Origin of the sequence: Vibrio sp. V10_P2A27P122, from assembly GCF_963874335.1 — a bacterium.
GTDB lineage: Bacteria > Pseudomonadota > Gammaproteobacteria > Enterobacterales > Vibrionaceae > Vibrio > Vibrio anguillarum.
In genome coordinates, this window is sequence record NZ_CAWNHY010000066.1 from 1 (window position 1) to 13,441 (window position 13,441).

Annotated in this window: 11 protein-coding genes; 9 read left to right on the top strand and 2 right to left on the bottom strand. The window is 43.7% G+C overall.

The window, feature by feature from the left end:
* Positions 1-733 (top strand): substrate-binding periplasmic protein (locus AACQ17_RS03740; protein ID WP_240507688.1); only part of this gene is annotated, 733 nt, incomplete at its 5' end.
* Positions 734-792: 59 nt separating this feature from the next.
* Here AACQ17_RS03740 and AACQ17_RS03745 read toward each other — a convergent pair.
* Positions 793-1,749, bottom strand: a complete 957-nt coding sequence (locus AACQ17_RS03745) for an AEC family transporter (RefSeq protein ID WP_094147289.1) — start codon at positions 1,747-1,749, stop codon at positions 793-795.
* A 126-nt stretch (positions 1,750-1,875) separates the two neighbouring features.
* Between AACQ17_RS03745 and AACQ17_RS03750 the strand changes: the two genes are divergently transcribed.
* The 3 genes from AACQ17_RS03750 (at position 1,876) to AACQ17_RS03760 (ending at position 5,085) form a co-directional block, all read left to right on the top strand.
* Complete coding sequence (locus AACQ17_RS03750; protein WP_094147288.1) at positions 1,876-2,484, top strand: TetR/AcrR family transcriptional regulator; 609 nt, start codon at positions 1,876-1,878, stop codon at positions 2,482-2,484.
* 162 nt (positions 2,485-2,646) lie between these two features.
* Positions 2,647-3,504, top strand: coding sequence for an alpha/beta fold hydrolase (locus tag AACQ17_RS03755; RefSeq protein WP_094147709.1), 858 nt, complete (start codon positions 2,647-2,649; stop codon positions 3,502-3,504).
* A gap of 195 nt (positions 3,505-3,699) precedes the next feature.
* The gene (locus tag AACQ17_RS03760) at positions 3,700-5,085 is read left to right on the top strand and encodes an SLC13 family permease (RefSeq protein WP_017045011.1); all 1,386 of its coding nucleotides are present in this window, start codon (positions 3,700-3,702) and stop codon (positions 5,083-5,085) included.
* Between the two features lie 64 nt (positions 5,086-5,149).
* Here the strand turns inward: AACQ17_RS03760 and AACQ17_RS03765 are convergent, their stop codons facing one another.
* A complete protein-coding gene (locus AACQ17_RS03765; RefSeq protein ID WP_026027524.1) occupies positions 5,150-5,773 on the bottom strand; it encodes a DUF2057 family protein in 624 nt (207 codons plus the stop codon).
* Positions 5,774-6,247: 474 nt separating this feature from the next.
* Between AACQ17_RS03765 and AACQ17_RS03770 the strand changes: the two genes are divergently transcribed.
* The 5 genes from AACQ17_RS03770 (at position 6,248) to AACQ17_RS03790 (ending at position 13,289) form a co-directional block, all read left to right on the top strand.
* Positions 6,248-8,794, top strand: coding sequence for a glycosyl hydrolase family 18 protein (locus AACQ17_RS03770; protein WP_094147197.1), 2,547 nt, complete (start codon positions 6,248-6,250; stop codon positions 8,792-8,794).
* Between the two features lie 194 nt (positions 8,795-8,988).
* Entirely contained in the window at positions 8,989-9,360 is a 372-nt protein-coding gene (locus AACQ17_RS03775) for a GntR family transcriptional regulator (RefSeq protein WP_026028428.1), read from the top strand.
* Positions 9,357-10,220 (top strand): ABC transporter ATP-binding protein, encoded by an 864-nt coding sequence (locus AACQ17_RS03780; RefSeq protein WP_017048124.1) that lies wholly within the window; start codon positions 9,357-9,359, stop codon positions 10,218-10,220. Before AACQ17_RS03775 ends, AACQ17_RS03780 begins: the two co-directional genes overlap by 4 nt.
* Complete coding sequence (locus tag AACQ17_RS03785) at positions 10,220-11,077, top strand: hypothetical protein (protein WP_094147195.1); 858 nt, start codon at positions 10,220-10,222, stop codon at positions 11,075-11,077. Before AACQ17_RS03780 ends, AACQ17_RS03785 begins: the two co-directional genes overlap by 1 nt.
* 325 nt (positions 11,078-11,402) lie before the next feature.
* The gene (locus tag AACQ17_RS03790) at positions 11,403-13,289 is read left to right on the top strand and encodes a methyl-accepting chemotaxis protein (protein ID WP_094147194.1); all 1,887 of its coding nucleotides are present in this window, start codon (positions 11,403-11,405) and stop codon (positions 13,287-13,289) included.
* The last annotated feature ends 152 nt before the right edge of the window (positions 13,290-13,441 follow it).

A 13,441-nucleotide genomic window follows, 5' to 3' on the forward strand; every position in this document is an offset into this window, starting at 1 on the left:
GTATGAGGTTTGGTTCTGTCTCATCCTATCATGGATTTCTATCCCCGTATGGGCAGCGCCATCCTCAATACACAATAGTCATATCATTCGTATTAGTGCGGGTGAATGGCCGCCGTTTATTGGTCAACATCTTGAAAATAATGGTTTTGTTGCTGAGATCATCCGTAAAGCATTTAAGGATGCTGGCTACGAAGTTGAGTTTCATTTTTTCCCATGGGCGAGAGCATACGCCGAAGCCAAAGCTGGACGTTATGATGCAACTGCTATTTGGATGTTTAACCAAGAGCGGACGGTAGATTTTTATTATAGCGAAGCGGTGAGCGATGAACGCTTCGTGTTTTTTCACCATAAAGAAACCGACTTTCACTGGGAAAGCCTCTATGATCTTAAGGGGTTACATTTAGGAGGTGGCATTGCCTACAGCTATGGTGCCGAGTTAGATAGATTGTTAGAGACGCAGCAAATAAAAATGTCTCGAGTCAATGATCCAAAACAGAACTTCGAACGGCTGGCGAAAAAGCGGATTGATCTCATGCCAGAAGAAATTCATATCGGTTATTACACTCTGGATAAATACTTACCGCAATGGCGAGAAATGATTACGCACCATCCCAAACCTTTTCTCATCAATAATAACTATCTGTTGTTCCCTAAAATGGGTGAACGAAGTGAGCAACTGTTGACGCTATTTAATCATGGACTGAAAGAAAGTGATGTCTCCATGATGGAATGATTCGCTCTTTTTTGAATGGCCCTTCCTGACTTACCTTTCCGCAGTGAATTAAAAGGCGGTTAGATTAAGTTCAGAGACGCGAGCAGGAAGATGCCTAGTGTACAAGTAAACAGTGAAAATACGGTCGTCAATGCAATGATGTTGGCCGCTAAGGTTGCATTTCCTCCCATAGCTCTAGCCATAACATAACTGGCCGCAGCGGTAGGGGATGCACTCATCAAAAAGACTAGCCCGAGATCTAACCCGCGAAAGCCAAAAAGTAACGCACCCGATGTGATCAATATCGGGGCGAGAATCAGCTTATGGGCAGTGGCAAACCAAGCCGGTGCTTTGTCGCTTCTGAGTGAACCTATATTGAGTGAGCCGCCAGTACACAGTAGTGCTAATGGTAGTGTCATATTGGCAAAATATTGGCCAGCATCAGTAACCATTTTCGGGATTGGAAGGGATAAGGAATAGCATAAAACACCGAGCAGAATACCAATAATCAGTGGGTTTTTGGTGAGTGTTTTGGCAATTACTCCTGCGGCTTTGAGCCCTGAACTTTCCCCTTTTGGCGTGAGTGTTATCACCGCTTGAATATTATAAAGGATAGTGGTTGCGGCAACGTACATCGCCGCTAATGCTAGCCCAGGTTCGCCATAAGTATTTGCGACATAAGCCAAAGCGATAATAGCGGTATTCGCACGAAACCCGCCTTGGATGATCACGCCGTGATCCAGATGTTGTGGGAACGCTTTTTTGGTGAAAAAAGTCGTGAAAAGAAAAAATAGGAAATTAGCGAGTAGTCCATAGCCAATCAGTGCTGCACTGGAAGAAAAATCGTGCTGTGATTTGACGATGCTAAGAAATAGCATGGCTGGTAAGGTGACTTGGAATACGATGCGTGACGCGACATCGATGAAATTATCGTTGATAACCCTCGTTCGCTTTAGTACAACGCCCAGTACTAACATCAAACAGATAGGCCCTGTAATTGAGGCCGAAAACAAAAGTTGTTCGATAATCGTTGTCATATCAATCCATTGAAGTTGCTCATAGCGTTGCTATTCTTCCACAGTTCCTCATTTTGCAAAATCAAATTTGCAAAAAAGAACGGACGTGCTAAAAATAGCATGGTATGAATTGAGAGTCGGCATAATATGAGCAAAGGTAGAATTACAAGAGAAAATGTACTGAACAAAGCGTTCGAATTAGCCAGTGAAAACGGTTTGGAAAGTCTCACTATCGGTGAGTTGGCAAAACAGTGCGGTTTATCAAAAAGTGGTTTGTTTGCGCATTTTAATGCTAAAGAAAATTTGCAAATTGCAGTATTAGAGCATGCCCATTCTGTGTTTACTGAGCGTGTTATTACGCCGGCTCGCCTGATTGGCGACGAGAATATCGAAGCTAAATTGCGAGTGCTGTTAGAGCACTGGTTAGGTTGGAATCATTCATTCCAAGGCAGTTGTATGTTTTTAGATGCGTGGAAAGATGCCGCAACTTGTGATTGTGCAATTCAAAAAGTACTTAAAAAAACCATCGCGACTTGGATTCATTACTTGCAAATTCAAATTCAAAAAGGGGTTGATAGCGCACAGTTTCATCCGAAATTGGATGTAAAGCAGGCTGCTTATGAGTTGTATGGACTCTATTTAAGTGCTCATTTGTTCTACTCGATCTACGGCCAAATGGAAAGTTATCAGTATTTTTGGAAAGGCGTGGACGATTTAATGTCTCGATGGCGAAATATAGTGAAGCAGCAATGTTAGATAATTCTCGGTTAGCTAATTCTCGCTTTTCACAGCGAGAAGAACGAGCCTGCAACAGAGCAGATGCACTTTTATTTAACAAAATCAAATACTTAACAAAATAAAATTTTTTAATTAGAAATAGTACGAACGTTCTATTTTATCGAGAGAAAGGGCAACTCAGTGAGTGAAAAAATCTATTTCAGCACCTCAAACACATTCAGTGTGAAACGTACATTGGTCAATATGAGCACTCGTCTTCATCACACGCTCGCACCGTCACATGCCAAAAAAGTTGCACGAAATGTATTGTTGACTCCGACAAGAAGTAAGCCTCAAAACCTGCCGCCAATTGGCCTGAAAACTGGCCGTGTAATGTGCGTTGAAGGGGCTCTGACTACTTATCAACTCGGAAGTGGTCCCATTTGGTTATTGACTCATGGTTGGTCTGGCACGGCAAGTCAGTTTTATCCACTGATGGAGCATATTGCGGCACGTGGTTATACGGCATTAGCTTATGATCACCCAGCACATGGTCAAAGCGAGGGCGTGTATGGTCACATTCCTGCGTTTGTTGGAGGGTTGGAAGCGATACTCGATAGTATTGACAATGTTGCTGGTATCGTTGGACACAGTATGGGGACGGCCGCCGCATTAGAGTGCCGACATCATAAAATTGAGCATTGTCCAATGCTATTGGTCGCGCCCGTGCTGGATTATTTGGATAACTTATTCAGCAGTGTGGCAAGGTCTGGCTATTCGATGCGCTTATTTGAGGCCGTTGTTGAGGAAGTTGCCGATCAATATCGTTATCCCATTCAATCTATCGATCCTTACCATAAGCTTGCTCAGCGTCAATCTCGCAGCGTCATTGTTCACGATGAGAATGACAAGTTCACCAAATATTCTGTTTCAAAGCGAGCGGCAGAAGAAATCGAGAAAGTGTCACTTGTTACCACCCAAAACCAAGGACATGGACGTGTGATGAAAGGTGAACAAGTTAAGTCCGGATTTGATTTGTTGGCAGGAATACCATGCTAAGGTGTTCGTTTTAAGTTAATTTGAAGCCGTAATTGGATGGGCGTAATTTAACCAATAGTTTTCCATTTATTTCAAAGTGTTAAATTGTTAACCATAGTCTTGATAAGGTTAACAATTTCGCAATAATTATTATCTCCTTGTTTGAATATGTGTGATCATATTGTTGCCAGTAGGCCCTCATAAGGAAAAATAATAATGAATAGAAACGATAGTGTCCCTTTACCCTCCAACACCCGAGAATGGTTTTTTAACCGCAACAGCCTTATCATCCTAGCCGATATTGTCCTGTTTTTTGTCCTGTACAATGCCTTACCTGTTGATACTAATGTCGCTTTGGGCATTAGTATGCTGGCATTTATTGCTGTGCTGTGGTTAACGGAAGCTTTACACGTCACAGTCACGGCCATTCTTGTGCCTATCATGGCCATCGTTTTTGGTGTTTTTAACACCCAAACGGCGCTCAATAACTTTGCTAACTCGATTATCTTCCTATTTTTAGGTGGATTCGCATTGGCTGCAGCTATGCATCGGCAGGGTCTGGATAAAGTTATTGCCGATAAAGTTCTTATCATGGCGCGCGGGAAAATGAGCGTTGCGGTATTCATGTTGTTTGGTGTGACTGCCGCGCTTTCAATGTGGATCAGTAACACCGCCACCGCTGCGATGATGCTACCGCTTGTGCTTGGAGTGCTCAGCAAAGTGGATAAAGACCGTGGTCATTCGACCTATGTTTTTGTGCTGTTAGGTATTGCTTACAGCGCCAGCATTGGTGGTATTGCCACTATCGTAGGAAGCCCTCCTAACGCGATTGCCGCGGCTGAGGTTGGTCTTTCATTTACAGATTGGATGAAATTTGGTGCTCCAACGGCGGCGATTATGCTGCCCATTGCGATTACTATTTTATATTTCGCATTAAAACCGGATCTTAATGGAGAGTTCGAGCTTAATTATGAACCTGTTACTTGGGATAAAGGTAAAGTTGTCACGCTTGGTATTTTCGCATTAACGGTTTTTTGTTGGATATTTAGCAAACCAGTCAATGCCATGCTGGGTGGTTTTGCGAGCTTTGATACTCTGGTTGCGCTGGGTGCGATTGTTTTGGTCAATTTTGCCCGAGTGGTGCACTGGAAAGATGTAGAAAAAACGGCAGATTGGGGGGTATTACTGCTGTTTGGTGGCGGTATTTGCTTGAGCAACGTACTTAAGCAAACGGGAACCAGCGTTTTCCTAGCCAATGAACTAAGTGCCCTGATCTCTCATTTAGGTCTGTTCTTTATTGTATTCGTGATTGCTGTTTTCGTGGTGTTCCTAACGGAATTCGCGAGTAATACAGCCAGTGCAGCGCTGCTTATTCCGGTGTTTGCCAGTGTTGCTGAAGCCTTTGGTATCTCACCCGTGATTCTATCTGTATTGATTGCTATTGCGGCTTCTTGTGCATTTATGTTGCCCGTTGCGACGCCACCCAATGCGATAGTGTTTGCCTCTGGACACATTAAGCAAAGTGAGATGATGCGAGTGGGTATGATGCTAAATATTGCTTGTATTGGCTTGCTGACCATGATTGCGATGCTGTTCTGGTAAGCTAAGCACAAACTACTTCAATACTAATGAGCTCTCAATTCAGAGGGCTCATATTGAGATGTTATTACTGTTGGTTAACGAATTCTTTAAAGCGTGCTTTCGTTTTCTCATCAGCCTTGTTGTACCAAAAATGCAGCATTTCTTCGGCGGCGTTTTGTACATTTCCTGACTGAGCTAGTTCATTTTGCAGCATAGCAACATCCGTCATTCCAATAGCCGCAATACCCCCTGCGCGATTATAGTCATTTGCTTCACGGATATAGTCACGGCCTACTTGATACCCTTCTTTAAGAAGGCGATCTTGCTTTATCTCTAGTGTTTGGCCTGCTTGGTCAATCAGTGACCATTGCATTGTTTTAATCTCTTTCTCTGCTCGATGTGCATCACGGTATTCAGGCATGGCAAAATTCAGTTTTGCATCCTTTGCGGTGAATGTGGCAATGACTGCATCGCTTTCGATAATCACGCGATCATTCCCCTGCGTAAAATAAGGCGCGTATTTGAAGACGATTTGTTGTTCACCATCGGCCAGCTCAAGGCTTTTCGCTGAGGAAAATAGGCTGCCAGAAGTTTCGGGCTTCTGACCATTCACCGCTAATAAGTTAATGGTGTCTGGAATTTCAAGAGTGATATTAGCCAATACAGAGGCACTAAAGATCATGGTTAATGTACATAAAGCCGGTTTAATTAGGTTCATTATTTTATCCTTGCAAGCAATAGAGTAGAGGTTGCCGATAGTTGGTTGTAAAAGCAAGTTCTCAACAGCATAAGTGACTAATTTTCATTGAAATGTAACATCTTTAGTGCGAGGCATGCGTCATGCATTCGTCAATATTATCAGATCGTTAGTCACGTGATAATGTCATTCTCTTAATTTTAAATTATGCCATTTAGTCTTCTTCAAAGGCCTTAATTAGCGTAAAAAATTAAACTTACCTGCTTTGCTTTGTCAAAATTCTGAATTCCTGACTCAGAATTGCTTTTAAGATGTAACACGGTGAATCCCCATAACAAAATTTTAACGATGACTCGAAAAGCGTTTTTATTTTTTTGCTAAAAAAAATAAGTCTTGTAAATACTGAAATGGATGTTCTTCAATGCCTTATCAGAAGAGCAGCTTGCTTAAATGTAAGTGAAACATTCAGAAATGAGAGATATAGGTATGAATCGTATTACTTTGTGCGCCGCAAGTATTGCAATGGCTCTTTCGGGCACGGCAATGGCAGCACCAGCAACCCCTAGCGTCGATGTCTATGGGTCGAATAATCTACAGTTTTCTAAAGTTGAATTAGCCATGGAAAGCACGGCTGGTTATAACCAAATGGTCAAATATTATGATCAAGCGCCGATTGCCGTTAAGTTTAACCAATGGAGTGGTACAACAGGCAACACGTATAAAATCTATTTTGATGGCGCACAGGTCGCGACAGGCCCAATCACTGGCAGCCAAACCACCGCAAACTTCAGTTATGCACAAGGTGGTGTTTACCAAATGACAATCGAAGCTTGCGACGCGACAGGTTGCAGCAAAAGTGCACCTGTTGAGATAACAATTGCCGATACCGATGGCTCACATCTCAAACCTTTGGTGATGAATATTGATCCCAACAACAAGACTTACACGACCGATAAAGATACGGTGGTTGGAACCTACTTTGTTGAGTGGGGCATCTATGACCGAAAATATACGGTAGATAACATCCCGGCTGATAATCTGACGCATATTCTATACGGCTTCATTCCAATTTGTGGCCCTAACGAATCATTGAAATCCGTTGGTGGAAACAGCTACAACGCGTTGATGACCGCATGTAATGGGGTGAATGATTACGAAGTGGTGATCCATGACCCTTGGGCGGCCTATCAAAAGAGTTTCCCGCAAGCAGGTCACCAATACAGCTCTCCGATCAAGGGCAACTATGCCATGTTGATGGCGCTCAAACAGCGTAATCCAGACCTCAAGATCCTTCCTTCTATTGGTGGTTGGACACTCTCTGACCCATTTTTTGATTTTACCAACAAGGCCAATCGCGATACTTTTGTTGCTTCAGTGAAGAAATTCCTAACCACGTGGAAATTCTACGACGGCGTTGATATCGACTGGGAATATCCTGGAGGAGGTGGTCAAGCAGCGGATCGCGGTGACCCAGTCAATGATGGTCCTGCGTACATTGCGTTAATGCGTGAACTGCGTGCCATGCTTGATGAATTGCAATCGGAAACTGGTCGTACTTATGAGCTCACGTCAGCAATTGGTGTTGGTCATGACAAGATTGAAGATGTTAATTATGGCGAAGCCATTCAATATATGGATTACATCTTTGCCATGACTTATGACTTTTATGGCGGTTGGAATAACGTATTAGGCCACCAAACCGCGCTTTACTGCGGATCATTCATGCGCCCAGGTCAGTGTGATGGGAAAGGAGTAGATGAAAATGGCGAACCTTATAAAGGCCCAGCTTATACGGCGGATAACGGTATCCAGTTACTGCTGGCACAGGGTGTTCCTGCTAATAAGTTAGTCTTAGGTGCGGCTATGTATGGCCGTGGCTGGGAAGGGGTGATGCCGGCTTCATTAAGTGATCCAACCGACCCGATGACAGGGGTAGGTAACGGAAAATTGAAAGGCACTTCCGCGCAAGGCGTGTGGGAAGCGGGTGTGATTGACTATAAAGGCATCAAATCATTCATGTTAGGGGCTAATAATACCGGTATTAATGGCTTTGAATATGGATACGATGTACAAGCTGAAGCACCTTGGGTTTGGAATCGTACAACGGGCCAACTGGTTACTTTTGACGATAACCGTTCAATCAAAGCCAAGGGCGCCTATGCTCGAAACCTTGGTTTGGCCGGGTTGTTCTCTTGGGAGATTGACGCTGATAATGGTGACATCCTAAATGCGATGCATGAAAGCTTAGCAGGAGGAGGTACTACACCCCCCGCGAACCGCGTGCCCACTGCAAATGCAGGTGTTGATCAATCGGTGGTTGGTCCGGTGAGTGTTGTTCTTGATGGCGGTGCATCAAAAGATAGTGATGGCACTATTGTCAGTTACGTGTGGCAGCAAACGGCGGGCACAGCAGTGAGCTTAGTAAACGCTAATTCTGCACGAGCCAGTTTTGACGCGGCCGAAGTGGCACAAGTACAAACGCTGACGTTCAAGTTGACGGTCACAGATAACAAAGGCGCAACGGCTTCTGATGTTGTGACTGTAACGGTCAAACCTAAAGCAACTGAGCCTGTGAACACGCCACCAGTGGCGGTGATTACTGCGCCAAGCAATGCCAGTGCTGGTGAGGTTGTGGTGGTGGACGCTTCCGCTTCAAGTGACGTCGATCAAGACACCTTAACTTTCGTATGGGATGTACCTACAGGCCTAAATGCAACCATTCAAGGTGCGAGTGTTTCGTTTGTTGCTCCTGAGTATACACAAGACACCACGCTAAGCTTCACTGTAACTGTCAGTGATGGTAAAGCGGCGGCCTCTGCAAGTGCATCGGTTATCGTGGCGAAGAAAGATTCTGGTGGTGACACTTGCAGTAACTTGTGGGATAAATCAGCGGTTTATACTGGCGGTCAACAAGTTTCTTGGGCTGGTAAAGTATGGGAAGCCAAGTGGTGGACAACTGGCGAAAACCCATCGACTACTGGTGTGTGGGGAGTATGGAAAGAGATTGGCCCTGCGAGTTGCCCAACAAGCTGATTGCTTTAATAAACCAGTTACCTCAATAAGCTAACGGGTTTTAATAAACTTTTTATTGCAAACAATGACTTCAAGCCTCGTTCTAACACGAGGCTTTTTTGTGCGTTTTTCTATGTTTTTTCATTCATCACTTGCAATTCAATATTTTTGCTTTAGTGTTATATATGTGTATAACACCATATCGGTATAAAATTGTGACAGATTGGCAAGACAACCAACCCATATTCCGTCAGCTAGCCGACAAAATTACCGAGCAGATCCTACAAGGTATTTGGCTAGAAGATAGTGCGTTGCCTTCGGTAAGAACCGTTTCGGCAGATATGAAAATCAATCACTTAACTGTCATGAAAGGCTATCAACTGCTTGTTGACGAAGGCATTGTTGAAAAAAGACGAGGTCAAGGTATGTATGTCGCGAAAGGAGCGCTAGCGCAATTACAGGCGAAACAAAAGCAGCACTTTTTAGAGCAACAGATCCCAGAAATTGCACAAACACTCAAGCTATTGGCGATGCCGCTTGAGGATTTTATCAACCAACTACAACAGCATATTGAAGGTGACCAATGAATCCATTAGTCGAAGTCAACGGTGTATCTAAACAGTACGCAAAGCATGCCGAGTCGGAAGCTCTACAGAATGTGAGCTTTAAGCTCTACGCAGGACAGGTGCTCGGTTTGCTCGGACATAATGGTGCGGGCAAGTCGACCTTAATTAAGTCGTTGCTCGGTGCTCACCATTATCAAGGTGACATTTTGATCCAAGGCTTAAATCCGATTACGGAACATGCGCAAGTGATGGCGCATCTTTCCTACATTTCAGACGTCAATGTGTTGCCAGATTGGATGACGGTTAAACAAATTTTGCGTTATACGTCAGGCGTGCATCCCAGTTTCTCGTTAGACAAGGCCACGCAAGTCCTTGCACAAACCAACATTCGTTTATCAAGTAAAATTCGTACCTTATCAAAAGGGATGAAAGTACAACTGCATTTAGCCATTGTGATTGCCACCGATACCAAAGTGCTGATTTTGGATGAGCCAACTCTTGGTTTGGACCTAATCTACCGTGATACCTTCTATCGTCACTTACTCGAATGGTTCCATGATGGTGAGCGTGCCTTGATTATTGCTAGTCATGAAGTATCGGAAATTGAACATTTGCTAACGGATGTGCTGATCTTGAAGCAAGGTAAGGTCGTGCTGCAAGACTCAATGGAGGCGATTACACAAGGGTATTTTGTTCTAGAGGCCAGTAACGCACATCAAGACGTTATCCAAACCTATCGTCCTTTGGCATCTCAGCCAAGCTTGGGAACAACAAAGTGGTTGTTGACTTCAGAACACCGTCAAGCCGTTGAAGGGCTTGGTTCTATTTACAGTGTAAAACTTGCTGAACTATTTCTTGCCTTGCAGAAGGAGAACGCATAATGCACCCCAGTATTTATATGCTCGAAAAAGAGCTGATTGAAAACAAAAATGTTACGCGTATTCCTTTGTTTCTATTGGTATGCGGAACCCTATTGTTCATCAGTTTATTAATGAACAATACACTGCAACATAACTTGTTTTTTGAGATGGAATTTGGTGGCGACATCAGCGATGTCCATATCGAATTTGTGGATGATTTCAACACCTTTATCATCATGCTTGTTGGTTTTATTTCGCTAATGCTCAGTTCACTCTATTTCCCCAGAACATTCCGCAAGGAGCGTAAAGAGGGAAGCTCGATGTTCTGGCGCAGCATGCCAGTGACGAACAATATGACCCACATAGTGAAACTGGGGTTTGGCTTATTTGTAATTCCTGCGGTCTGTTCCGTGTTAGTCATTTGTGCGGACGTTCTGCTGTGGGGGCTTAACTTAGCGACAGAAAACCGTTTAGCCCTACTATTTGAACAACGTTCTCTAGGATATGCCGTTCAACACTGGTTGAATTACCTCAGTATCATGTGGGTGATTGCTGTGACGATGCTGCCATTAGCCTGCTTTACTTTAGTTATTTCACAGATATTTAATTCGCCGATCCTTGTGATGTTCGTGGGCGGTTTCGTGCTTAAATGGATCTCGATTGTTATGCTGAATTCTGACATTGTAGGGGAGTTTTACCACGCGATTTTCAACTTGCCGTTGCAGTTAATGACTTCTTCAAACATGTTCACGGCTTTTGAAGGTGCTGGTTGGGGTAATTTATTTGTGTATATCATGATTGGTATCGCCAGTTACTGGATTAGCCACAAGCTCTATAGTACTGATGAACTTTCATTGAAGTCACTGTTGACCCGATAAGTTTCTGGTTAATTGTGGTCAAAAAGAGAGCGTTTGTTCTCTTTTTTTTCGCCTATTTCCTGCGGTTACTATGGTGAGGCTAGAAAAGGTTAGACCAAAAAATTCACTCAAAATTAGAAGTTAGTTCCAAAGTGATGAGTAATCAACTCTCTGACTCACATGATATAAATGTGTTAAATGCACTATGCTATTTTGTAGTCCTTTGTGAGCAATGACAAAGACGTGGACCGCTTCAAGTTTTATTTCGAGGCTTGAAATTATAATGTCCAATTGATCGAGAATTCTATCGGTTTGAGTTAAATTACTATTACAAATAGGTCTACCTATGTTTAAAAAAATGTCGTTAAAAAACAAACTGGCGATTTCAGCCAGCGCTGCCATTATTCTTGGGGGATTACTCGTTGAAGCATTGTCGTATCGAGCTGCACTGGAGCGATTAGATATTGATGTTGAACAACGATTACAAAGTACCACCGCTTCTTATAATCAGTATGTGACGGACTGGTTACTGTCGAAAGAGCGTGCTTTAACCTCGCTGTCGCAAGATGCCGAGAAACAAGCCATCGTGACACATTTAAAACAAGTTCGAGATTCTGCAGCGTTTGACAACGTATTTCTTGCTTACCCCGACGGTTCGCAAAACAACGCTAATGGTGTCATCTTGCCGCCGGGGAACGATGATCCGCGCAAATGGGGCTGGTATACAAACGCTAAAGCAAACCCATCAAAAGTGTTTATGGATAACCCAACCGTTGCTGCGGCAACGGGCGCTAATGTGGTTTCATTAGGTAAGGCACTGAATTTAAATGGCCAACAAGTCGTTTTAGGCGCCGACGTAGAAATTACTGACATCCTCAACAGCATGAAGCAAGTTATTTTGCCGGGTGAGGGATATATGTTTATTGCTAACGATAAAGGCAATATTTTTACCCATAGTGATACTAAGCTGCTCAATAAAAGTGTTTCTGATCTGGGTTTAAATTTCGCTGATATCCGCCAAGCGATTGCGAAAAGCAGCGATTTATTGGTGGATATTCGAGGTGAGGAGTATGTTCTCTACGCCCGAAGCATCAACGGAACGAATCTCAGTACTGTTGTGGTCATCAATCACGATTCGCTCATCGCACCTTTATCTGAAGCTACTTTCAGCCAGCTCATTGTTACTGCCGTTGTCGTCATACTCTGTACTCTGCTGTTCAACTTATTGTGTAATATTTTGTTCCGTCCTTTGAATAATGTTTCTCAAGCGTTGGCACAAATTGCAAACGGTAGTGGTGACTTAACCCAACGTATTGAAGTAGAGAACAGCGATGAAGTAGGTGAATTGGCCAGAAACTTCAATACCTTTGTGGAAAGTTTACAACAACTTATTGGCCATATTCGTCACCAGTCTCATCAATTGGAAGCGCAATCAGAACATGGCGCGCATCGCGCTAATCAATCGGCATCAGAGCTTAGTCACCAGCAGCAAGAAATTGTGATGGTCGCTACTGCAGTTACTGAAATGGCGTCGGCAACGCAAGAGATAGCCTATCACGCAGAGCAAACGGCAAAAGCGGCGCAAGACTCGGCAACCAGCACCAACAATGGACATGCCTTGGTGATTCATACCAAAGGCTCGATCAATAACTTGGCAAAATCAGTGAGTGAGGCCAGTGGCGTGATTGCCGCACTAAACCAACACGCGCAAGAGATTTCGACTGTACTGGCAACCATTCAAGGCATTGCAGAGCAAACCAACTTACTTGCGCTGAATGCGGCTATTGAAGCTGCGCGAGCGGGTGAGCAAGGCCGAGGTTTCGCCGTGGTAGCAGACGAAGTCCGTGTGCTTTCTCAGCGCACCCATACTTCTACCGAAGAGATAAAATCAACCATTGATACCCTGCAAGAAACGACCAAACGTGCGGTATCGTTGATGCAAAGCAGCTCAACGCTCGCTGAGAACTCAGTGGAAGATGCCGATAAAGCATCCGGTGCGCTTGAAGAAATTAAAGCAGCGGTTGCCTTGATCAGTGATATGGCGACGCAAATTGCGACGGCAGCCGAAGAGCAAACGCATGTGACTAGTGAAATTACACAAAATGTTACTTCTATCAAGGATGTGACGGAGCAACTGGTCATTGGTGCAGAAGATAGCTTGAGCCAATCCAATGAACTGAAGCAGCAAGCGGAAGAGCTGAGTGCAAAAGTGGCGACATTTAAATTAGCGTAACGGTTGTTTCTTTCTTATTCAAAAGGCTCTGCGGAGCCTTTTTTTGATCAGATTGTTATGTTTTCTCACTTGGTGAGAAAGCAAGTCTGTTATTAATCTTAAATTCTCGATATATAAGAATCATAGTTGAGGCGTGGAATAAATGAGGCTAA